At 71.5% G+C, this 21,909-nt stretch carries 18 protein-coding genes and 1 pseudogene; 15 read left to right on the forward strand and 4 right to left on the reverse strand.

Features of this window, described 5'->3' with window-relative positions; genetic code table 11:
* Positions 1–119: pseudogene (locus tag ACZ5DS_RS37345) on the reverse strand (IS481 family transposase); the annotation flags it as partial.
* A gap of 122 nt (positions 120–241) precedes the next feature.
* Positions 242–1,297: a LacI family DNA-binding transcriptional regulator gene (locus ACZ5DS_RS37350; RefSeq protein WP_468247610.1), complete on the reverse strand. Its 1,056-nt coding sequence runs from the start codon at positions 1,295–1,297 to the stop codon at positions 242–244.
* 237 nt (positions 1,298–1,534) lie between these two features.
* Here ACZ5DS_RS37350 and ACZ5DS_RS37355 point away from each other — a divergent pair, with 237 nt between their 5' ends.
* From ACZ5DS_RS37355 to ACZ5DS_RS37380, 6 genes are all read left to right on the forward strand, one after another.
* Positions 1,535–2,824 (forward strand): ABC transporter substrate-binding protein, encoded by a 1,290-nt coding sequence (locus tag ACZ5DS_RS37355; protein ID WP_468247613.1) that lies wholly within the window; start codon positions 1,535–1,537, stop codon positions 2,822–2,824.
* A gap of 5 nt (positions 2,825–2,829) precedes the next feature.
* Positions 2,830–3,717, forward strand: coding sequence for a carbohydrate ABC transporter permease (locus tag ACZ5DS_RS37360; RefSeq protein WP_468247615.1), 888 nt, complete (start codon positions 2,830–2,832; stop codon positions 3,715–3,717).
* Positions 3,714–4,622, forward strand: coding sequence for a carbohydrate ABC transporter permease (locus ACZ5DS_RS37365; RefSeq protein WP_468247618.1), 909 nt, complete (start codon positions 3,714–3,716; stop codon positions 4,620–4,622). The genes ACZ5DS_RS37360 and ACZ5DS_RS37365 overlap by 4 nt, the downstream gene beginning before the upstream one ends.
* A 78-nt stretch (positions 4,623–4,700) precedes the next feature.
* On the forward strand, positions 4,701–5,957 hold the full coding sequence (locus tag ACZ5DS_RS37370) for a glycoside hydrolase 5 family protein (protein ID WP_468247620.1): 1,257 nt from the start codon (positions 4,701–4,703) through the stop codon (positions 5,955–5,957).
* Positions 5,954–7,990 carry an endo-beta-N-acetylglucosaminidase gene (locus ACZ5DS_RS37375; protein WP_468247622.1) on the forward strand — a complete coding sequence of 679 codons (2,037 nt, stop codon included), beginning with the start codon at positions 5,954–5,956 and terminating at the stop codon, positions 7,988–7,990. The genes ACZ5DS_RS37370 and ACZ5DS_RS37375 overlap by 4 nt, the downstream gene beginning before the upstream one ends.
* A gap of 31 nt (positions 7,991–8,021) precedes the next feature.
* Entirely contained in the window at positions 8,022–11,042 is a 3,021-nt protein-coding gene (locus tag ACZ5DS_RS37380; RefSeq protein ID WP_468247625.1) for an alpha-mannosidase, read from the forward strand.
* Here ACZ5DS_RS37380 and ACZ5DS_RS37385 read toward each other — a convergent pair whose 3' ends face one another.
* A complete protein-coding gene (locus ACZ5DS_RS37385; protein ID WP_468247627.1) occupies positions 11,043–11,966 on the reverse strand; it encodes a LysR substrate-binding domain-containing protein in 924 nt (307 codons plus the stop codon).
* Positions 11,967–12,037: 71 nt separating this feature from the next.
* On the opposite strand from ACZ5DS_RS37385, the gene ACZ5DS_RS37390 reads away from it, so the two are divergent.
* Positions 12,038–13,003 carry a DMT family transporter gene (locus ACZ5DS_RS37390; RefSeq protein WP_468247629.1) on the forward strand — a complete coding sequence of 322 codons (966 nt, stop codon included), beginning with the start codon at positions 12,038–12,040 and terminating at the stop codon, positions 13,001–13,003.
* Between the two features lie 129 nt (positions 13,004–13,132).
* Here the strand turns inward: ACZ5DS_RS37390 and ACZ5DS_RS37395 are convergent, their stop codons facing one another.
* Positions 13,133–13,843 carry a FadR/GntR family transcriptional regulator gene (locus ACZ5DS_RS37395; RefSeq protein WP_468247631.1) on the reverse strand — a complete coding sequence of 237 codons (711 nt, stop codon included), beginning with the start codon at positions 13,841–13,843 and terminating at the stop codon, positions 13,133–13,135.
* A gap of 164 nt (positions 13,844–14,007) precedes the next feature.
* On the opposite strand from ACZ5DS_RS37395, the gene ACZ5DS_RS37400 reads away from it, so the two are divergent.
* Genes ACZ5DS_RS37400 through ACZ5DS_RS37435 form a run of 8 tightly spaced genes read left to right on the forward strand, consistent with a single transcriptional unit; the run spans position 14,008 to position 21,907 of the window.
* Positions 14,008–15,081 carry a sugar ABC transporter substrate-binding protein gene (locus tag ACZ5DS_RS37400; protein ID WP_468247632.1) on the forward strand — a complete coding sequence of 358 codons (1,074 nt, stop codon included), beginning with the start codon at positions 14,008–14,010 and terminating at the stop codon, positions 15,079–15,081.
* The gene (locus tag ACZ5DS_RS37405) at positions 15,078–16,571 is read left to right on the forward strand and encodes a sugar ABC transporter ATP-binding protein (protein WP_468247635.1); all 1,494 of its coding nucleotides are present in this window, start codon (positions 15,078–15,080) and stop codon (positions 16,569–16,571) included. Before ACZ5DS_RS37400 ends, ACZ5DS_RS37405 begins: the two co-directional genes overlap by 4 nt.
* A 28-nt stretch (positions 16,572–16,599) precedes the next feature.
* Positions 16,600–17,628, forward strand: a complete 1,029-nt coding sequence (locus tag ACZ5DS_RS37410) for an ABC transporter permease (RefSeq protein ID WP_468247637.1) — start codon at positions 16,600–16,602, stop codon at positions 17,626–17,628.
* A gap of 38 nt (positions 17,629–17,666) precedes the next feature.
* Positions 17,667–19,007: an L-fuconate dehydratase gene (locus ACZ5DS_RS37415; protein ID WP_468247639.1), complete on the forward strand. Its 1,341-nt coding sequence runs from the start codon at positions 17,667–17,669 to the stop codon at positions 19,005–19,007.
* The gene (locus ACZ5DS_RS37420) at positions 19,004–19,759 is read left to right on the forward strand and encodes an SDR family NAD(P)-dependent oxidoreductase (protein ID WP_468247642.1); all 756 of its coding nucleotides are present in this window, start codon (positions 19,004–19,006) and stop codon (positions 19,757–19,759) included. Before ACZ5DS_RS37415 ends, ACZ5DS_RS37420 begins: the two co-directional genes overlap by 4 nt.
* The gene (locus ACZ5DS_RS37425; protein WP_468247644.1) at positions 19,756–20,724 is read left to right on the forward strand and encodes an aldo/keto reductase; all 969 of its coding nucleotides are present in this window, start codon (positions 19,756–19,758) and stop codon (positions 20,722–20,724) included. The genes ACZ5DS_RS37420 and ACZ5DS_RS37425 overlap by 4 nt, the downstream gene beginning before the upstream one ends.
* On the forward strand, positions 20,721–21,071 hold the full coding sequence (locus tag ACZ5DS_RS37430; RefSeq protein WP_468247647.1) for an L-rhamnose mutarotase: 351 nt from the start codon (positions 20,721–20,723) through the stop codon (positions 21,069–21,071). Before ACZ5DS_RS37425 ends, ACZ5DS_RS37430 begins: the two co-directional genes overlap by 4 nt.
* Entirely contained in the window at positions 21,068–21,907 is an 840-nt protein-coding gene (locus tag ACZ5DS_RS37435) for an amidohydrolase family protein (protein WP_468247649.1), read from the forward strand. Before ACZ5DS_RS37430 ends, ACZ5DS_RS37435 begins: the two co-directional genes overlap by 4 nt.
* The last annotated feature ends 2 nt before the right edge of the window (positions 21,908–21,909 follow it).

A 21,909-nucleotide genomic window follows, 5' to 3' on the forward strand; every position in this document is an offset into this window, starting at 1 on the left:
GGCCGTGGCACGGGAGATGCCCATTTCGGCGGCCACATGAGCGACGGGGCGCCCGGCGCGGACACGCTCAACCAGCAGCCGCCTGCCGTGAACGGCAGCCGGGCATTACGGTGGGACACGAAGACCTCCGTGCGGTGCAGTCCTAGACAGCTCCACCACACCGGAGGTCTTCGCCATGATCAAGCCCCGCGAATGTCAACAACGCTCGTGATCAATACAGCTAGGTCCGCTGTCGTTCTGGTCAGTCGGCCCTGGGAGAGGACACCGCTCCCGTACTCCCGCGCCCCGTCAGCCGCGGTACCGGCACCCCCACCGCCCGTGCCGCGGCCCCGTCCAGCAGGGCCATCAGCTCGCGTGCCGCTGTCCGGCCGAACTCGGCGCTGTCGCGGGACAGCGCCGACAGCCGGGGCGTGACCATGCGGCACAGCGCCGAGTCCTCCCAGGACACGACCGACACGTCCTGCGGGACGCGGAAGCCGAGTTCGGCCGCGGCCGCGAGGCCCGCCACGGCCATCACGTCGTTGTCGTAGATCAGCGCGGTGGGCGGCGGGGGGCCGCCGAGCACCCGGCGGGTCACCGCGGCGCCCTCCGTGTCGGAGTAGTCGGTGGTCACCGACCGGACCTCGGTGAGGCCGCGGCGCTCCGCCTCCGCGCGCAGGGTGGCGATACGGCGCTGAGTGTGCGCCAGGCCGGGAAGTCCGGCGATGTGCACGATCCGGCGGTGGCCGAGGGTCGCCAGTTCCTCCACCACGGACGCCATCGCGCCCGCGTCGTCCGCCCAGACCGTGGACAGGCCCGGGTGACGTACGTCCGGGGCGCCGCCGATGACCACGGCCGGCAGGCCGAGTTCGTCCAGCAGGTCGGGGCGCGGGTCCTCGGCGCGCGGGTCGACCACCAGGACGCCGTCCACCCGGTGCTCCGCCCACCAGCGGCGGTAGACCGCGCACTCGTCGGCCACGTCCTCGGCCACCTGGAAGAGGAGGCCCAGATGGCGCTCGGCGAGCACTTCCTGGATGCCGGAGACGAGTTGCAGGAAGAAGGAGTCGACGCCCAGCGTGTCCGCGGGGCGGGCCAGGACGAAGCCGACCGTGGCCGCTCCCTCGCCGGACAGGGCGCGGGCCGCCGTGCTGGGGCGCCAGCCGAGCTGCTCGGCGACCCGGCGGACCCGGGCGCGGGTCGCCTCCGAGACCCCGGGGCGGCCGTTTAGGGCGAAGGAGACCGCGCTCTCGGAGACACCGGCCCGCCGGGCGATGTCCTTCATCGTCGGTCGGCGCGCGGGTGATCGCTTCTCCGGCAACGCTGGGCCCCCCATTCCGTACGGTCCAGTCCCGGCCAACTGCTAATGCGCTTGAGTCGCTGACTCTAAAGCGCATTAGTGATCGACGGCAATAGGGCGAACACGCCGCTGTGAGCAGGGGTTTTGAGTCACTAATGACTTTAGCTGAGCCGAATCCATTGACGCGTCCCGGAAACGGTGTGCACAGTCTGGCCCGGCACCTTCGGCCACATCCCCCTGCAAAGGAGCCCAGCCGCCGTGCGCATCTCCCGCAGAACCTTCTCCGCCGCTGCCGTCGCCCTCGTCCTGCCGCTGAGCGCCTGCGGCTCGGGCGGGGACGGCGGCGGTTCGACCGACGCCTCGGGCAAGGTCGAGGGCGACATCACCTTCCAGACCTGGAACCTGCGCGCCAACTTCAAGCCGTATTTCGAGGGCCTGATCGCGGACTTCGAGCACAAGTACCCCGGCACCAAGGTGAAGTGGATCGACCAGCCCGCCGAGGGCTACCCCGACAAGATCAGCGCCGACGCGGCGGGCGGCACCCTGCCCGACGTCGTCAACGTCTCCCCGGACCTGGTCGCCCCGCTCGCCAAGGCCGGCCTCGCCCTCGACCTCGACAAGGCCGCGAGCACGTACAAGTCCGAGTACCTGGGCGGCGCCTGGGCCGGCCATCAGGTGCCGGGACTGAGCGGCACGTACGCCTTCCCGTGGTACCTGAACACCGGGCCGCTCTTCTACAACAAGTCCCTGTTCCAGAAGGCCGGACTCGATCCCAGCACACCGCCGAGGACGTACGACGAACTCTTCGCCGACGCGCTGCAGATGGCGAAGAAGAGCGACGGCAAGGTCGCCACGCTCGCCAATGTGCCCACCATCGAGGACTTCGGGCGCTACGGCGTCCAGCTGATGAACAAGGAAGGGACCGGGTTCGCCTTCAACGACGCCAAGGGAGTCGAACTGCTCACCAAATACAAGGAGTTGTACGACGCCAAGGCGCTCGACCCGCAGGCGCTGACCGCCACCCCCGAGTCCTCCGGGAAGAAGTTCCTCACCGAGGCCGTCGCCATGAACCCCGGCAGCGCGCTCGACCTCGGCAACTTCAAGAAGCAGGCGCCGGGCCTGTACAAGAACATCGGCATCACCGACCAGATCACCAGCACCGGCCACGTCAACATGTACGTGATGGGCGTCATGGTCAACTCCCGCACCAAGCACACCCCGGCCGCGGTCGCCTTCGCGCACTTCGTCACCGACGCGCAGAACCAGATGTCCTTCGCCAAGAAGGTCGCCATCTTCCCGAGCACCGCCGGCTCCCTCGACGACCCGTACTTCACCAAGGAGGACGGCACCGACGAGACGCGCGTCCGCATCGCCGCAGCCAAGTCCCTGAAGAACGCCGTCAACTACACGCCGGTGCTGTTCAGCGAGCAGATGAAGACCGCGCTGCGCAACGAGGTCGCCAAGGCCCTCCAGGGCAAGGAGAGCCCCAAGACGGCTCTCGACAACGCTGTCAAGGCCTGTGACCAGCTGCTCAAGCAGCAGGGCTGACGCGGATGGCCGGCGTGATGCGTGTGCGACGCCAACTGCCCACCAGCCCCTGGCTGTTCGCAGCTCCCGGGCTGCTGGTCATCGGTGCCTTCGTGCTGTACCCGTTCGTGTCGACCGTGGTGAACTCCTTCACCGACCGCCGCACCCTGATCCAGGGCCGTTTCGTCGGACTCGCCAACTTCCGCGAGCTGCTCCACGACGACATGTTCTGGACCGGCCTGCGCAACAGCACGCTGTACATCGTCGGTGTCGTACCGGCCCTGGTGGTCCTGCCGCTGCTGCTCGCGCTGCTGGTGCAGAAGAACATCCCCGGGATCACCCTCTTCCGGTCCGCCTTCTACACCCCGGTCGTCGCCTCCATCGTGGTCGTCGGGCTGATCTGGGTGTGGCTGCTGGACGAACGCGGCCTGGTCAACTCCCTTCTGGAGACGGTCGGGATCGGACGCGTCGGGTTCCTCAGCGACCAGTGGCTGCTCCTGCTGAGCGCCATGGCCGTGACGGTGTGGAAGGGCCTCGGCTACTACATGATCATTTACCTGGCCGCGCTGGCGAACGTACCCCGCGAGCTGCACGAGGCCGCCGCCGTGGACGGCGCCGGACCGGTGCGCCGCTTTCTTGACGTCACCGTGCCCGCCGTGCGCTCCACCATGGTGCTGGTCGCCGCGCTCTCCTCGGTCGCCGCGTTCAAGGTGTTCTCCGAGGTGTACCTGATGGCGGGCCCGAGCGGCGGCCCGGCCGGTGAGGACACCACGCTCGTCATGCTCGTCCAGCGCACCGGCACCGGCCTGACCGGCCGCGTCGGCTACGCCTCCGCCCTCTCCGTCGTCGTGTTCGTCGTCACCGTCGCCCTGATGCTGCTCGTCCTGCGCGCCGACCGGAGGGAGGAGTCATGAGCGTCCTGGAGGCGGAGAAGGTACGGCCTCGCCAGGAGGCCGCGGTGCGTGAGCTGCGGGTCACCGACGAGCACGGCCGCCGCATCCGGGTGTGGGAACTGGTCCTGCGCTATGTGCTGCTGCTCGCCGTACTGGCCCTCACCGTCGGCCCCTTCCTCTGGCAGCTGTCCACGTCCCTCAAGGGCTCCACCGAGGACATCTTCAGCTCGCCGCCGAAGTTCCTGCCCAGCCATCCCACCCTGCACAACTACGAGCGGGTCGCGGACACCATCCCCGTGTGGGACTACGCCCTGAACTCCCTGAAGGTCGCCGGGGCGAGTGTGGTGACCAACTGCGTGGGCTCGGCACTCGCCGGGTACGCCCTGGCTCGGCTGCGCTACCGCGGCCGGCGCGTGGCCACGCTGGTCTTCGTGCTGGCGATGCTCGTGCCCGTGGAGGGCATCATCATCGCCCAGTTCACGACCATGCGGGAACTCGGCCTGAACAACACGCTCATCGGGGTCGTGCTGCCCGGCTCGATCGGCGCGATGAACGTGCTGCTGATGCGCAACGCCTTCCGGAACCTGCCGTACGAGATCGAGGAGGCCGCCTACGTCGACGGCGCCAACGTCTGGCAGCGGTTCCTGCTCATCGCGGTGCCGTCCGTGAAGGGCACCCTCGCCGTCGTCGCGATCTTCGCCTTCATGGGCGCCTGGGACGACTTCCTGTGGCCGCTGATCGTGCTCAGCGACCCGGACAAGTTCACCCTGACCATCGGCCTCAACTATCTGCACGGCACCTTCGCGAACGACGAACGCCTGGTCGCCGCCGGCACGGTCATCGCCGTGGCCCCGCTCATCGCCCTCTTCGCCTGCCTGCAGCGGTACTTCTTCCGCGGGGTCGGCGAGGGCGCCGTCAAGGGCTGAGTCCCCCCGGCCGAGTCCCGTACCCCCGCTGAGTCCCGTACCCCCGCTGAGTCCCGTACCCCCGCAAGGACACACCGCATGCCTCCTGCCGTGCGCTTCGGCGTCAACTACACGCCCAGCGAAGGGTGGTTCCACCACTGGCTCGACTTCGACCTCGACTCCGTACGCGCCGACCTCGACGCGATCGCCGCCCTCGGCCTGGACCACATCCGTGTCTTCCCGCTGTGGCCCTACTTCCAGCCGAACCGCACCCTGATCCGCCCGCGCGCCGTGGAGGACCTGGTACGACTGGTCGACGCGGCCGCCGAACGCGGCCTGGACGTCAACGTCGACGGCTTGCAGGGCCACTTGAGCAGCTTCGACTTCCTGCCCGCCTGGACCCGCACCTGGCACCGGCGCAACCTCTTCACCGACCCGGACGTGGTCGACGGCCAGGCCGCCTACCTGCGCACCCTGGCCGCAGCCCTCGCCGACCGGCCGGGCTTCATCGGCATGACCATCGGCAACGAGGTCAACCAGTTCGCCGCCGGACCCCACCCCGACCCCGACCGGATCACGGCCGACGACGCCGAGCGCTGGCTGACCCGGATGCTCGCAGCCTGTACCGAGGGCGCCCCGGACCGGCTGCATCTGCACGCCTCGTACGACGCCGCCTGGTACCAGGACGACCAGCCCTTCACGCCCGGCCACTCGGCCCGCCTGGGCGACGTCACCGCGGTGCACTCCTGGGTGTTCAACGGCACCGCCCAGCGCCATGGCCGCACCTCCGTACCGGCCGAGCACCACGCCGCCTACCTGGTCGAGCTGGGCAAGGCCTGGGCCGAGGAACCGCACCGGCCGGTGTGGCTCCAGGAGGTCGGGGCACCCGCGCCTCTCGTGCCCGCAGAGCACGCGGCCGCCTTCGCCGAGGCGACCGTCGGCAACGTTCTGGACTGCCCGGATCTGTGGGGCATCACCTGGTGGTGCTCGTACGATGTCTCCCGCGATCTGGCCGATTTCCCCGAACTCGAGTACGGGCTCGGCCTGTTCACCCATGACCGGCAGCCCAAGGACATCGCTCGTGTCCTGGCCGAGGCGGCCCGTGCACACCCTGCGGCCCCCGCCGTACGCAGTACCGCCCTCGTCGTGCCCGCCGACCCGGCCCTCCGCTCCCGCTGCGCCCCCGGCGGACCCGTCTTCGACGCCTTCTTCCGGCTCGTCGCCGACGGGGCCCGCCCCACCACCGTCCTGGACACCCGCGCGGACGACAAGGAACACCTCGCCGCGCGCGGCATCACCGAAGTCGTCACTCCCGACCAGGTTCTCCCCACCCCACAAGGAGGCACTTGCTCGTGAACCCCACCAGACGCACCGTCCTCATCGCCGGCGCGGCCGCGGCCCTGTTGCCCACGCCCGCCCTTGCTGTCACCCGTCCCAAGGCCGCCGCCACCCCGCCGTACGCCTCGTACTGGTACCCGGACTCCTTCCCCTCCGGCAGCCCGGGCCCCGGCATCACCTGGCGCAGTCTGAAGGCCTGGCGCGCGGCCGACGACCCCGACCTCGCCTTCAACGCCGCGTCCGTGCCGCTCGCCGCCCGCTTCACCCCGACGCCGGCCAACACCACCGCACGCTCGGGCCAGGCCCGCATCCAGTCCCTGGTCTCGTTCGGACCGACCTCCAGCAACCCGTCCCAGGGATCGGCGACCGCCGACTACTACGCCCTCACCCACTGGGCCTACCTGGACGAGCTGGTGTTCTGGGGCGGCTCGGCGGGCGAGGGGCTGATCCTGGCGCCGAACGCGCCGGTCGTGGACGCGGCCCACCGGCACGGCGTCCCCGTCCTCGGAAACATCTTCCTGCCGCCCACCGCCTACGGCGGCCGGCTCCAGTGGACCCGCGACCTCGTGCAGAAGGATTCCTCCGGGCACTGTCCGCTCGCCGCGCAACTCGTCGCGGTGGCGGCGGCCTACGGCTTCGACGGCTGGTTCGTGAACGCCGAGACGGGCGGCGGGAACAGCGCGCTCGGCACCGCGATGCTCGGGTTCATGAAGGAACTGAAGGCGCTCGCCGCGGCCAAGGGGCAGCGGGTGACCTGGTACGACGCGATGACCGTGAACGGGACGGTCAGCTGGCAGGGCGCGCTGAACAGCCAGAACCAGGCCTTCTTCCAGAACGCCGACGACATGTTCGTCGACTTCCGGTGGAGTGCGGCCACGCTCGCGTCCTCGGGGACCAAGGCCGGGCAACTGGGCCGCAATCGCTACGAGTTGTGGGCGGGCGTCGACGTCGAGTCGAACGGGTCCGACTCGTCGGTGAACTGGGACGCGATGGTGCCGACGGGGAAGCCACACGTCACCTCGATCGGCTTCTACCGGCCCGAGTGGACCCGCAACCACCTGCCCTCCGGCCGGCGAACCCCGGGAGACTTCCACGCGGCGGACGACCGGTTCTGGACCGGGCGGTCGCTCGATCCGGCGCGGCCGGACGGGACCGATCCGTGGCGGGCGCCGGCGGTGTCGGTGGGGGACCGGTCGACGGTTTCCTCCGTGCCGTTCGCGAGCGTGTTCAACACCGGTCACGGGCTGCGCTGGTACGAGGACGGGGTCGTCACCTCGGACGCGGCCTGGAACCACCTCGGGCTGCAAGACCGGCTGCCGTCCCGGCGGTGGGTCGTCCGGACGGCGGGGCAGCGGCCGGCGGTCTCCTTCGACTTCGCGGACGCGTGGCGGGGCGGCAGCAGCGTGCTGGCCGCCGGTGAACTGGATCAACCAGCCGTGGTGGACCTGTATGCGACCCGGCTGCCGATCGCCGTGGACACGGTCGTCGAGCTGACCCACCGGACGGACGCCGGCAGCGTGAACGTCGAGCTGGCCGTGGCCACCGCCGAGCCGGGCGGTGCCGGTGCGACACCGCCGTACAGGTATCTGCCGGTGAACTCGGTCCGCACCGAGAGAGGTCCGGCTGTGGACTCGGACAACAGCTGGCAGACGTCGACCGTACGGCTCACCGGGCTGTCCGGCACGGTCCACGCCCTCGGCGTCCGCCTCACCGTGCCCGGCGGCGGCCCGGTGCGCTGGCGGCTGGGCGGCCTCGCCGTACGCGACACCGCCCCGACCCCCGCCGCACCCGCCGACCTGCGGATCACCGCCGCCTCCGGGGGCGACCTGCGCTTCGCCTGGAGCGCCGCTGCCGGCCCCGTGCGCCACTACGAGCTGCACCGCCTCCTGCCCGACGGCACCCGCCGCTTCCTCGGCGGCACCTGCCAGCGCGCCTTCTACGTGGCCGGCCTGCAACCCGCGCAGGGAGAGACCGCCGCACGATTCGAACTGCGCTCGGTGGGGGAGCTGTACAACGCCTCGCCTCCCGTGACCGTCACCCACACCTGGTAGTCACCCGGAACCCCAGCAGGGAGCACCCCGCATGCATGACGACCGCAAGCTGGTCGAAGCCCGCCTCCGGCGCGTCCTCGACGAACGCATCCGTCCCGCCGTGTACCCCGAGTCCGTGCCGCTGCAGGTCGCGGTCTGGCACGCGCCGGGGGAGCCGGTGCCGGTCGCGGAGGGACTGGCGGCCGAGCCCGTGCCGATCGAGGTGGGCGCCCGGTGGGGTGCTCCGTGGGGCACCAGCTGGTTCCGGGTGACCGGGACCGTGCCGGAAGCCTGGGCGGGCCGGACCGTCGAGGCCCTGCTCGACCTTGGTTTTGACGAGAACATGCCCGGCTTCCAGTGCGAGGGCCTGGTCTACCGGCCCGACGGCACCCCGGTGAAGGGCCTCAACCCGCGCAACCAGTGGGTGCGCATCGGCGCGCCCGTCGAGGGTGGGGAGGAGGTGCGCCTGCACATCGAGGCCGCCTCCAACCCGGTCATCCTCGACTACCACCCCTTCCGGCCCACCCATCTCGGCGACAAGGACACCGCCGGGCACGAGCCGCAGTACACGCTCACCCGCATGGACCTCGCCGTGTTCGACGAGTCCGTGTGGCAGCTGGTGCTGGACCTGGAGGTCCTCGGCGAGCTGATGGCCGAGCTGCCCGCGGACTCCGCGCGCCGCTGGGACATCCTGCGCGCCGTCGACCGGGCCCTCGACGCCGTCGACCTGCAGGACGTGGGCGGCACGGCGGACCGGGCCCGTTCGCAGCTCACCGACGTACTGGCCGCCCCGGCCGTGCCGTCCGCGCACCGGATCAGCGCCGTCGGGCACGCGCACATCGACTCCGCCTGGCTGTGGCCGCTGCGCGAGACGGTGCGCAAGGTGGCCCGTACGACGTCCAACATGACCGCGCTCATCGAGGACGAGCCGGAGTTCGTCTTCGCCATGTCGCAGGCGCAGCAGTGGGCGTGGGTCAAGGAGCACCGGCCCGAGGTGTGGGCGCGGGTGAAGAAGGCGGTGGCGGAGGGGCGGTTCGTGCCCGCCGGCGGGATGTGGGTGGAGTCGGACACCAACATGCCGGGGTCGGAGGCGATGGCCCGTCAGTTCGTGCACGGCAAGCGGTTCTTCCTGGACGAGTTCGGCATCGAGAACGAGGAGGCGTGGCTGCCGGACACCTTCGGCTTCGCCGCCGGGCTGCCGCAGATCATCAAGGCGGCCGGTTCCCGGTGGCTGCTGACGCAGAAGATCTCGTGGTCGCAGACGAACAAGTTCCCGCACCACACCTTCCAGTGGGAGGGCATCGACGGCACGCGGATCTTCACGCACTTCCCCCCCGTCGACACCTACAACTGCTCGATGAAGGGCAGCGAGATCGCCCACGCGGCACGGAACTTCAAGGACAAGGGCAGGGCCCGGCATTCCCTCGCGCCCAGTGGCTGGGGCGACGGCGGCGGCGGCACGACCCGCGAGATGGTCGCCAAGGCAGCCCGGCTGCGCGACCTCGAAGGATCGGCGACCGTCGTCTGGGAGACGCCCCGGGCGTTCTTCGAGAAGGCCGAGGCCGAGTACCCCGAACCGCCGGTCTGGGTCGGCGAGTTGTACCTGGAGCTGCACCGGGCCACCCTCACCAGCCAGGCCAGGACCAAGCAGGGCAACCGCCGCAGCGAACACCTGCTGCGCGAGGCCGAACTCTGGGCAGCCACGGCAGCCGTGCGCACCGGATTCCCTTATCCCTACGAGGAGTTGGACCGGATCTGGAAGACGGTCCTGCTGCACCAGTTCCACGACATCCTGCCCGGCTCGTCCATCGCCTGGGTGCACCAGGAGGCGCGGGCGACGTACGAGCGGATCGCCACCGAGCTGAACGGGATCATCGAGGCCGCGCAGCGCGCGCTCGCGGGCGAGGGGGAGACGCCCCTCGTGTTCAACGCCGCCCCGCACCCGCACGCCGGTGTTCCGGCCGGAGGCGCGGCGACGCCGCGGACGGACGGCGCGACCACGCTCACCGACCGCCCGGACGGCGGGTACCTCCTGGACAACGGCCTGCTGCGGATCGGGATCGACGCCCGGGGCCTGGTCGTCTCCGCCCACGACATCGAGGCCGACCGCGAGACGATCGCCTCCGGAACCGCCGCGAACCTCCTCCAGCTCCACCCCGACTTCCCGAACATGTGGGACGCCTGGGACGTGGACAAGTTCTACCGGAACACGGTCACCGACCTCACGGATGCCGACGCGGTGACGGCGGGCGAGGACGGCGCCTCGGTGCGGATCGTACGGTCCTTCGGCGCCTCCCGCGTCACCCAGGTGCTGACGCTGCCGCCGGGGGAGCGGCGCCTGGTGCTGGACACCGAGGTCGACTGGCACGAGACGGAGAAGTTCCTGAAGCTGGCCTTCCCGCTCGACCTGCACGCCGAACGGTGCGCCTCGGAAACCCAGTTCGGTCACTTCCACCGGCCCACACACACCAACACCTCTTGGGAGGCGGCCAAGTTCGAGGCCTGCAACCACCGTTTCGTGCATCTGGCGGAACCCGACTGGGGCGTCGCCGTCGTCAACGACTCGACGTACGGCCACGACGTGACCCGCACGGTCCGCACCGACGGCGACCGCGGTACGACCACCACGGTCCGGGTGTCCCTGCTGCGCGCCCCGCGCTTCCCCGACCCGGAGACCGACCAGGGCGTCCACCGTTTCCGGCACGCGCTGGTCCCCGGCGCCCGGATCGCGGATGCCGTCCGCGAGGGCTGGCGGATCAACCTGCCCGAGCGGCGCACGACCGGTGCCGGTGAGGTCGCCCCGCTGGTGACGGTCGACAACGAGGCGGTCGTGGTCACGGCCGTGAAGCTCGCCGACGACGGCAGCGGGGATGTGGTGATCCGCTTCCACGAGGCCCACGGCGCCCGGGCCCGGGCGACCCTGACGGCCGGTTTCACCGTCGCGGACGTCACCGTGACGGACCTGCTGGAGCGGCCGGGCGGCGACGGGGAGCCGCCGGTGCGGGACGGCGAGCGGATCACCGTACGGCTGCGGCCGTTCGAGCTGATGACCCTGCGGCTGCGAAGGCGCTGATCAGGCGCTGGGCGGCGCCAGTTCGGCGAGGCGGGCCAGGACGTGGCGGGTGCCCGGGTGCCCGCCCGTCCCGGTCCGGTGGACGGCGTGGACGCTGCGCCGTACCGGCACCCGCAGCGGATGCACGCTCAGGCCCGGCGCGCCGGGGTCGGGCAGGGCGAGCCGGGGGACCAGCGCGACACCGGCACGGCGGGCCGCCAGCGCGCACAGCACGGCGAAGTCGCCGGCGACCGCGACCGGGCGGGGTACGAACCCGGCGGCCCCGCAGGCCCGCCCGGCCATCTCGTGGCAGGCGGTGTCGGCGCCGGGCAGCAGCCAGGGCGCGTCCGCGAAGGCGGAGAGGTCGGCGGTCGCACCGGGTGCCAGGCCGCGGTCGGCTGCCTCGGCCGGGTGCAGGACCAGGAACACCGGCTCCTCGAACAGGTCCCGGCGCTCACAGCCCGCAGGGAGCGGGCGGGGCAGCAGGCTGTAGGAGTGGGTGACCGCGAGGTCCACCTCGCGCCGGCCGAGCGCGGCCTCGGCCTGGTCGGGCTCGTGCTCGACCAGCTCGATCAGCGGGGCCTCGGGATCGGCGGGACCGGCCGGGTCCGGCCACAGCCCCGGCAGCACGGCCCGCGCCACCGACGGGAACGCGGCGATGCGCACCCGACCGCGTTCGCCCCGGCGCAGCGCGGCCAGGTCCGACTCGGCGGCGGCGAGATGCCCCAGTACCACCTGCGCATGGTCGACCAGCCGCTGCCCGGCGCCGGTCAGCCGCAGGGTGCGGCCCTGCTTCTCCAGCAGAACGAGCCCGGTCTCCCGCTCCAGCGCCGCGAGCTGCTGGGAGACCGCCGGGCCGGTCAGATGCAGTGCCTCGGCGGCCGCCGCGACCGTGCCCCGCGCGGCGAATTCGGCGAGCACCCGGAGCCTGCGCACCTCCAACATAAGCTCACCTACCGAATCGCAGAAGAAAGAGTAAATAGACCTTTTCGATTCTACGGAGCACAGTCGAAGGCGTGAAGCCCGACAAGACCCTCCTCGCCCTGGCCATGACTGTGCTGCTGTGGGCGTCCGCGTTCCCCGCGATCCGTGTGGCCCTGCGGGGTTACGGCGCCGCCGAGCTGTCCTTCCTGCGCCTCGCTGTCGCCTCCCTCGCGCTGGCGGCGGTGGCCCCCGTGATGCGGGTACGGCGCCCCGCGCGCCGGGACCTGCCCCGGATCGTGCTCGTCGGGGCGTCCGGCATGAGCGCCTACCAGCTGCTCCTGAACTGGGGCGAGCTGCACGTCCCCGCCGGCACCGCGAGCATGATCGTGGCCGTCGCCCCGGCGATCAGCGCGCTGCTCGCCGGCGCCTTCCTGCGGGAACGGCTCACCCTCACCCAGATCGCCGGTTCCGGTGTCGCACTGGGCGGAGCGGCCCTCATCGCCGTCGCCGGCGGCGACACCGGCTACAGCACGGCGGCCTGGGCGGTGGTGGCCGCAGCGTTCGTCCAGGCCGCCTACCACCTGGGCATCAAGCCGCTGCTGCGCACGTACACCGGTCTGGAGGTCGCCGCCCACGCGATGTGGGCAGGCACGGCCCTCCTGCTCCCGCTCGCCCCCACCGCACTCCGGGCAGCTCTGCACGCCCCGTCCGGCCCCCTCCTGGCCGCCGTCTACCTCGGCGCCCTGCCCTCCGCTGCCGGTTTCGTCGTCTGGGGCTACGCCGTGGCCCGGCTCACGGTCACGGCGGCCACCGCGGCCCTGTACCTGGTCCCGGCCGCCACCCTGGCCGTCGCCTACGTCTGGCTGGGCGAACGACCGCAACCGGTGGAGGTGTTGGGGGGACTGCTGACGATCGCCGGCGTGGCGGTGGTCGGCCGGGGAACGGTGCGGCTCCGCCTTGGTCAGCCGGTCGAGCCGATCGCCGACCTCGGCACCCACGAACCAGCGGCGACGCAAGAAGCCCTCCCGGCAGCTGTTCGCGGCAACCCTGATGGGTGATGCCGCCCGCGTGAAGACGGTCCTGCGGTCGGGGGCCGACCCGGGGCGGGGCGACAGCGAGGGCACCACATCCCTCCACGGATCATGCCGCGGACGCGGGGTTCGGCACGCCCGTCTGCGGCGTTGTCGTCACTCGCCGACACCCCCGACCTGCGCCCGCAACCACTCCTCCACCTCGCCCACATGCGCGGCCGCCGCAGCCCGGGCCGCCTCCGGGTCGCGGGCCGCCAGCGCCCGGTGGATGGCCGCGTGTTCGCGGCGGGTGCGGGTGAAGGCTCCCTCCTCCTGGTAGCCGCGCCAGACGCGGGCCCGGAAGGTGCGGGAGGACAGGCCCTCGAGGATGGCAGCCATCGTCTCGTTGCCCGCGGCGGCCGCGATCTCGCGGTGGAACGCCAGGTCGTGGGCGAGGATCTCCTCGGGGTCGTCGGTGGCGTTCATCGCCGTCAAGTGCTTCTCCACTTCGGCGAGTTGATCGTCGGTGATGCGGGCCGCGGCGAGAGCAGTGGCGGTCGACTCGAGGATGCGGCGCACCTCCAGCAGCTCCACCAGCCGGGGGCCTCGGGACAGGTCGGCGACCACGCCGAAGGTCTCCAGCAGGTCGCCGGCCTCCAGCGCGGTGACGTAGATGCCGGAGCCGTGCCGGGCCTCCAGGACGCCCAGGACCGTCAGCGCGCGGATCGCCTCGCGCATCGAGCTGCGGGAGATGCCCAGTTGGGCGGCCAGGTCGCGCTCGGTGGGCAGGCGCTGGCCCGGCTCCAGCGCCCCCTCGGCGATCATCGCCTTGATCCGCTCGATGGCGCGCTGGGTCACCGTGCCCTTCTGCGGGGCTTCCTCGTCCACGCCACTCCTCCCGTCGCTGGGTGCGTCGCAGTTTATCCACGGGAGTGGTCGGACCACTACGCATTGGAAGGCGGAAAAATTGGTGTCGGAGGGTGTTCTGGCGTCGGAGTGGTCTGATAAGTATCTCGGCATCTGCTCGAACACCCTCGACGAGGAGCCGCGAGATGCCCGCCAGAACAGCGAGGAAGCAGAACAGGTCACGGATCACCGGCGTGGCGGCCCTGGCCGCCTGCGCCTCGCTGCTGCTCACCGCATGCGGCAGCACCAAGGACACCGGCGCCTCCGGCGCGGGAGGCGGAGGCGGCTCCGGCCGGGTCGGGGTGATCCTGCCCCTGCTGACCTCGCCGTTCTGGCAGTCGTACAACGACTACGTGCCCAAGATGGCCAAGTCCGAGGGTGTCGACGCGCTGAAGACGGTCAACTCCAACAGCGACCCCTCGCAGCAGATCACCGACATCAACAACGAACTCAACCAGGGCGTGAAGGGGCTGGTGGTCGCTCCTCTCGACAGCGCTGCCATCCAGGCGGGACTCGACCAGGCCGAACGCAAGGGCGTACCCGTCGTCGCCGTGGACGTCGCGCCCGACAAGGGCGAGGTCGCCATGGTGGTGCGCGCCGACAACGTCGCCTACGGCGAGAAGGCCTGCGACTACCTCGGGCAGCACGTCACCAGCGGCAAGGTCGTACAGATCATGGGCGACCTCGCCTCGGTCAACGGCCGCGACCGCTCCCAGGCCTTCCGGGCCTGTGTGAAGAAGAAGTACCCGAAGCTCAAGGTGCTGGAGATCCCCGCCAAGTGGGAGTCCGACACCGCGGCCGCCAAGCTGGACACGCTGCTGGGCGCCAACCCCGACATCAAGGGCATCTATATGCAGGCGGGCGGCGTGTACCTCGCGCCGACGCTGCAGACCCTGAAGTCGAAGAACATGCTGAAGGCGGCGGGGCAGCAGGGCCACATCGCCATCGTCTCCAACGACGGCATCCCGCAGGAGTTCGACGCCATCCGCAAGGGCGAGATCGACGCCACGGTCTCCCAGCCGGCCGACGCCTACGCGAAGTACGGCATGTACTACATCAAGGCGGCGATGGCGGGCAAGACGTTCAAGCCCGGGCCGACCGACCACGGCTCGACCATCGTCAAGCTGCCCAGCGGCATCCTCGAGGACCAGCTGCCCGCGCCCCTGGTCACCAAGGAGAACGTCGACGACCCGAAGCTCTGGGGCAACACGGTCAAATGACAACGCCACTGGTCCAAGCAGAGGGCATCGTCAAGCGGTACGGCCCCACCGTCGCCCTCGCCGACGGCCGACTCACCGTGCGGCCCGGTGAGTCTCACGCGCTCGTCGGCCGCAACGGCGCCGGCAAGTCGACCCTGGTCAACGTCCTGACCGGACTCCAGGCGCCCGACGAGGGCCTGGTTCGCCTCGACGGCGAGCCCGCGCCCCCGCTCGCCGACCGGGACGCCTGGCGCCGCAAAGTCGCCTGCGTGTACCAGAAGCCCACGGTCGTATCGGAGTTGACGGTCGCCGAGAACCTGTTCATCAACCGACAGCAGCTCCAGCGGGGGTTCATCAGCTGGCGCCGGCTGCGCAGCGAGGCCGCCGAGCTGCTCGCCACCTGGGACGTGCACGTCGACCCCGAGGCCCGCACCGCCGACCTCCGGGTCGAGGACCGTCAAATGGTGGAGATCGCCCGGGCGTTGAGCTTCGGGGCGCGGTTCATCGTCCTCGACGAGCCGACCGCCCAGCTCGACAACCGGGAGATCGAGCGGCTGTTCGGCCGGATGCGTGCCCTGCAGGACTCCGGGGTCACCTTCCTGTTCATCTCGCACCACCTCCAGGAGGTGTACGAGGTCTGCCAGACCGTGACCGTACTGCGCGACGCCCGCTGGATCACCACGGCCCCCGTCGCCGAACTGCCGCGCGCGGCCCTGGTGGAGGCCATGGCCGGGGAGACCGTCGCCGAGCAGGCGGTGACAGCGCGGGACGCGGTGGACGACGACGCGCCGGTCGCCCTCGAAGCCCACGGGCTGTCGTCACCGTCGTACCAGGACATCGACCTCACCGTCCGCCACGGCGAGGTCGTCGGACTCGCCGGCTCCAGCGGCAGCGGGAAGATCGAGCTGGCCGAGTCCCTCGCCGGACTGCACACCCCGACGAGCGGCACGGCCCGGCTCGACGGCCGCCGACTCCCGTTCGGGGACGTCCAGGCAGCTCTCGGGGCCGGTGTCGGCTGCGTACCCCGCGACCGGCACGAACAGGGCCTCGTGACCGGGATGACCGTCGGCGACAACGCCACCCTCAGCGTCCTCGGCCGCCTGGGCCGGTACGGCTTCGTCGGCACCCGGCGCAGACGCACCGTCGCCGCCGGCCTCATCGAACGCCTGGACATCCACGCCGAGGGCCCCGACCAGCCCGTCTCCGACCTCTCCGGCGGCAACGCGCAGAAGGTCGTCATGGCCCGCGCCCTGGCCTCCGATCCGCGGCTGCTCGTCCTGATCAACCCCACCGCGGGCGTCGACGTGAAGTCCAAGGAGTCGCTGCTGGCCCGCATGGACAGCGCCCGCGAGGACGGCACCGCAGTGCTCGTCGTCTCCGACGACCTCGACGACCTGCGGCGCTGCGACCGCGTCCTCGTCCTCTTCCACGGCCGGATCGTCGCCGAGCACCCGGCGGGCTGGCACGACCACGAGCTGATCGCCTCCATCGAAGGAGTGGACCATGGCTGACGGATCGACCATGGCTGACGGATCGACCATGGCTGACACCAAGTCCGCCCCGCCGCTCACGCCCGTCAAGGTCCCCGACACCCGCTCGGCCAAGGCGGTCCTGCTCCGCCGGGCCCGCGAACTCGCCCTGGTTCCGGCCCTGTTGCTGCTGATGGTGCTCGGCGCCTTCGTCAACGACTCCTTCCTCACCGAGCGCAACATCATCTCGATCCTGGGCGCCTCCGCGGCCCTGGCGATGGTGGTGCTCGCGGAGTCGCTCGTGCTGATCACCGGGAAGTTCGACCTGTCGCTCGAATCGGTGGTCGGCATCGCGCCCGCCGTGGGCGCCCTGCTCGTCCTGCCCGCCGCCCAGTCCGGCTGGGGCACCGAGTGGCCCACCGCGCTCGCCTTGATCGCGATCCTCGTCGTCGGCGCGGCGATCGGTGCCTTCAACGGCATCCTCGTGGTGAAGTTCAAGCTCAACGCCTTCATCGTCACCCTGGCGATGCTGATCGTCCTGCGCGGGCTGCTGGTCGGCGCCACCAAGGGCAAGACGCTGTTCGGGATGCCCGACGCGTTCTTCACCCTGGCCACCACGACGTTCCTGCGCGTCCCGATGTCCGTGTGGCTGGCCGCCCTCGCCTTCGCGGTCACCGGTCTCGTCCTGCGCTACCACCGCGTCGGCCGCGCCCTGTACGCCATCGGCGGCAACGCGGACGCGGCCCGCGCGGCAGGTATCCGCGTCGACCGCGTGATGCTCGGCGTGTTCGTGGTGGCTGGCGTGCTGGCTTCTGCGGGCGGCCTCCTGCAGACCGGATACGTCGGCGCGATCAGCGCCAACCAGGGCAACAACATGATCTTCACCGTGTTCGCGGCGGCCGTGATCGGCGGCATCAGCCTGGACGGCGGCAAGGGCACCATGGCCGGCGCCCTCACCGGCGTCCTTCTGCTCGGCGTCGTACAGAACCTGCTGACCCTCGCGCAGGTGCCGTCCTTCTGGATCCAGGCCATCTACGGCGGGATCATCCTCGTCGCCCTGATGATCGCCCGCGTGACCACGGGCCGGGCCCAGGACTGATCCGATCCTCCAACCGCCCCATGACGGAAAGGACTTCAGTGTCCCAGGTCCCCGCCCGCATCACCGCGGTCGACACCCACGACATCCGTTTCCCCACCTCGCGCGAGCTGGACGGCTCCGACGCGATGAACCCGGACCCCGACTACTCGGCGGCCTACGTCGTCCTGCGCACGGACGCCGCCGACGGGCACGAGGGCCACGGGTTCACCTTCACCATCGGGCGGGGCAACGACGTCCAGGTCGCCGCGATCGACGCGCTGCGGGACCATGTGCTCGGCCGCGACGTGGAGGAGGTCTGTGCCGACCCCGGCTCGCTCTTCCGGGACCTGATCGCCGACAGCCAGCTGCGCTGGCTGGGCCCGGAGAAGGGCGTGATGCACATGGCGATCGGAGCCGTCGTCAACGCGGTCTGGGACCTCGCCGCCCGGCGGGCCGGCAAGCCGCTGTGGCACCTGCTCGCCGACGCCGAACCGGACTGGCTGGTCCGGCAGATCGACTTCCGCTACATCACCGACGCGCTCACCCCCGATGAGGCCCTCGACCTGCTCAGACACGGCAGGGAGGGCGCCGAGGACCGCCGGGCCCGGCTGCTGGAGCGCGGTTACCCCGCCTACACGACCTCCCCGGGCTGGCTCGGCTACGACGACGAGAAGCTCAGCCGGCTCGCCGCCGAGGCCGTCGCGGACGGCTTCCGCCAGATCAAGCTCAAGGTGGGTGCCGACCTGGCGGACGACGTACGGCGCTGCCGGGTCGCCCGCGCGGTCGTCGGACCGGACGTCCGGCTCGCCGTCGACGCCAACCAGCGCTGGGACGTGGACGAGGCGATCGCCTGGACCAAGGCGCTCGCCGAGTTCGACCCGTACTGGATCGAGGAGCCCACCAGCCCCGACGACGTCCTCGGCCACGCGGCGATCCGCCGCGCGGTCACACCTGTCAAAGTCGCCACCGGCGAACACGTCCACAACCGCATCGTGTTCAAGCAGATGCTCCAGGCGGGCGCCCTCGACATCGTGCAGATCGACGCCGCCCGCGTCGGCGGGGTCAACGAAAACCTCGCCATCCTGCTGCTCGCCGCCAAGTTCGGCGTGCCCGTCTGCCCGCACGCCGGCGGGGTCGGCCTGTGCGAACTCGTCCAGCACCTGTCGATGTTCGACTACCTGGCCGTCTCCGGCACCGCCGAGGACCGCGTCATCGAGTACGTCGACCACCTCCACGAGCACTTCCTCACCCCCGTGGTGATCCGCGACGGCCACTACACGGCCCCCACGGCGCCCGGATTCTCGGCCGCCATGCGCCCGGAGTCCATCGCGCGGTACACCTTCCCCGGCGGCACCTTCTGGGCCGCCGACCCCGACACCCAGAAGGGACAGGCGGCATGACCGACTTCGAGGGCCTCAGGGCCCTGGTCACCGGCGGCGCCTCCGGGATCGGCCGGGCCACCGCCGGCCTCCTCGCCGAACGCGGCGCCCAGGTCGCCGTGCTCGACCTGGACCCGTCCTCGGTGGACGAGCCGCTCCTGGCCTTCCGGGCCGACGTCGGCGACGACAGCTCGGTGCGTACGGCCGTGGAGCGGGCCGTCGAGGCCCTGGGCGGTCTCGACATACTGATCAACAACGCCGGCATCGGCGCCCAGGGCACCGTCGAGGACAACGACGACGAGGAGTGGCGGCGCGTCTTCGACGTCAACGTCCTCGGCATGGTCCGCACCGCCCGCGCCGCCCTCCCGCACCTGCGCCGCTCCGCACACGCGGCGATCGTCAACACCTGCTCCATCGCCGCCACCGCGGGCCTGCCGCAGCGCGCCCTGTACAGCGCCACCAAGGGTGCCGTGTACTCCCTGACCCTGGCCATGGCCGCCGACCACGTCCGCGAGGGCATCCGCGTCAACTGTGTCAACCCCGGTACGGCGGACACCCCGTGGGTCGGCCGGCTGCTGGACGCGACCCCCGACCCCGCCGCCGAGCGCGCCGCCCTGGAAGGCCGCCAGCCCACCGGCCGCCTCGTCTCGGCGGCCGAAGTCGCGGGCGCCATCGCCTACCTGGCCAGCCCTCTCTCCGGCGCCACCACCGGCACCGCCCTCGCCGTCGACGGCGGCATGCAGGGCCTCAGGCTGCGCCCGGCGGGCCGGTGAACCGCCTGGGCCGCAGCGGCGTCCAGGTCAGCCCGCTGGGCTTCGGCGCCGCCGGGATCGGCAACCTCTACACCCCGCTGGACGACGAGCAGGCGTACGACGCGGTACGGGCCGCCTGGCAGCGGGGCATCCGCTCCTTCGACACCGCGCCCCACTACGGCCTCGGCCTGTCCGAGAGGCGCCTCGGCGCGGCCCTGCGCGCGTACGACCGCGCCGCCTACACGGTCTCCACGAAGGTCGGCCGCCGCCTGGAACCCGCGGACGGCACCGGAGACGACCTGGCGAACGGCTTCGCCGTACCCGCCACCCTGCGCCGCGTCTGGGACTTCAGCGCCGACGGCATCCGTCGCACCCTGGAGGCGAGCCTGGAACGGCTCGGCCTCGACCGCGTCGACGTCGTCTACCTCCACGACCCCGACGACCACGCCGAGCAGGCCTTCCGCGAGGGCTACCCGGCCCTGGAGAAGCTCCGCTCGGAGGGGCTCGTCGGCGCGATCGGCGCAGGCATGAACCAGGCGGCGATGCTCACCCGGTTCGTCCGCGACACGGACGTGGACGTGGTGCTCTGCGCCGGCCGGTACACCCTGCTCGACCAGAGCGCGGCGGCCGAGCTGCTGCCCGAGGCCGCCGCGCGCGGCGTGTCGGCCGTGATCGGCGGCGCCTTCAACTCGGGCCTGCTGGCGGACCCGACGCCGCAGTCGACGTACAACTACACTCGCGCACCACGGGGCTTGCTGGAGCGCGCCCTGCGGCTGAAGGCCGTCGCCGACCGGCACGGCGTCACCCTCCGCGCGGTCGCCCTGGCCTTCTGTGCCGCGCACCCGGCCGTCGCGAGCGTCCTGGCCGGGGCCCGCTCCGCAGCCGAAGTGCACGACTGCGCCGACCAGTTCGAGACCCCGGTCCCTGCCGCCTGCTGGCAGGAGCTGCGCGAGACCGGTCTGCTGCCCCCCGAGGAGCCGTCATGAGAGTCGCCCTGCACACCAAGGTCCGTGCCGACCGCATCGCCGACTACGAGGCGGCCCACCGCGAGGTCCCGAAGGAACTCACCGACGCCATCCGCGCCGCCGGAGCCACTTCTTGGACCATCTGGCGGTGGGGGTCCCCCCGCGCGAGCGAAGCCGAGCGTGGGGGAGGGACCGACCTGTTCCACCTCCTGGACTGCGAGGACTACGGCCGCCTCCTCGCCGTACTCGAACAGCTGCCGGTCAACGTCTCCTGGCAGGCCCGGATGGCCGAGCTGCTCGATGTCGTGCACGACTACGCGCAGAGCGGCGCGGACGCCGGGCTGCCCGTCGTCTGGGAGCTGCCGTGACGGTCGACGCCCACCACCACGTATGGGACCTGTCGGTGCGCGACCAGGACTGGATCCGCGGCCCCCAACTCCGGCCACTGCGGCGGAACTTCACCCTCACCGACCTCGAACCCGAGGCCCGCGCGGCCGGTGTGGACCGCACCGTTCTGGTCCAGACGGTCACCGTCCCCGAGGAGACGCCCGAGTTCCTGGCCCTGGCCGCCGGCCACGACCTCGTCGCGGGCGTGGTCGGCTGGACCGACCTCACCCGGCCCGACATCGCCGCCGAACTGGCACGCCTGCGCGCACTCCCGGGCGGCTCCTTCCTCAAGGGCATCCGCCACCAGGTCCAGGGCGAGCCCGACCCGGAGTGGCTGCTGCGGGCCGACGTCCAGCGGGGCCTGGCCGCCGTGGCCGAGGCCGGCCTGGTCTACGACCTCGTGGTCCTGCCCCACCAGCTCCCGGCCTGTGTCAAGGCGGCCGCGAACCTGCCCCACCTCACCTTCGTCCTCGACCACTTGGGCAAGCCGCCCATCGCCTCGGGAGAACGCGAACCGTGGGCGACGGCCCTGCGCGCCCTGGCCGCCCTCCCCAACACGGTCGCCAAACTATCCGGCCTGGTCACCGAAGCCGACCCCGCCTCCTGGACGACCGCCGGCCTCCGCCCCTACACCGACCTCGCCCTGGAGACCTTCGGCCCCGACCGCCTGATGTTCGGCTCCGACTGGCCGGTCTGCACGCTGGCGGCCTCCTACCCGCAAGTCGCAGACAATGCACGTCAGTTGACGAGCGGCCTGAGCAACGAGGAGCGCGCGGAGGTGTTCGAGCGGACCGCCACGCGTGTCTACGGGCTCTGAGA

It is taken from the genome of Streptomyces sp. NPDC031100, from assembly GCF_055570785.1.

Bases quoted from the DNA above. Each gene is read 5' to 3' on its own strand.
- ACZ5DS_RS37360 (WP_468247615.1), top strand. From the start codon at position 2,830: ATGGCCGGCGTGATGCGTGTGCGACGCCAACTGCCCACCAGCCCCTGG.
- ACZ5DS_RS37365 (WP_468247618.1), top strand. From the start codon at position 3,714: ATGAGCGTCCTGGAGGCGGAGAAGGTACGGCCTCGCCAGGAGGCCGCG.
- ACZ5DS_RS37370 (WP_468247620.1), top strand. From the start codon at position 4,701: ATGCCTCCTGCCGTGCGCTTCGGCGTCAACTACACGCCCAGCGAAGGG.
- ACZ5DS_RS37380 (WP_468247625.1), top strand. From the start codon at position 8,022: ATGCATGACGACCGCAAGCTGGTCGAAGCCCGCCTCCGGCGCGTCCTC.
- ACZ5DS_RS37385 (WP_468247627.1), bottom strand. From the start codon at position 11,966: ATGTTGGAGGTGCGCAGGCTCCGGGTGCTCGCCGAATTCGCCGCGCGG.
- ACZ5DS_RS37400 (WP_468247632.1), top strand. From the start codon at position 14,008: ATGCCCGCCAGAACAGCGAGGAAGCAGAACAGGTCACGGATCACCGGC.
- ACZ5DS_RS37405 (WP_468247635.1), top strand. From the start codon at position 15,078: ATGACAACGCCACTGGTCCAAGCAGAGGGCATCGTCAAGCGGTACGGC.
- ACZ5DS_RS37410 (WP_468247637.1), top strand. From the start codon at position 16,600: ATGGCTGACACCAAGTCCGCCCCGCCGCTCACGCCCGTCAAGGTCCCC.
- ACZ5DS_RS37420 (WP_468247642.1), top strand. From the start codon at position 19,004: ATGACCGACTTCGAGGGCCTCAGGGCCCTGGTCACCGGCGGCGCCTCC.
- ACZ5DS_RS37430 (WP_468247647.1), top strand. From the start codon at position 20,721: ATGAGAGTCGCCCTGCACACCAAGGTCCGTGCCGACCGCATCGCCGAC.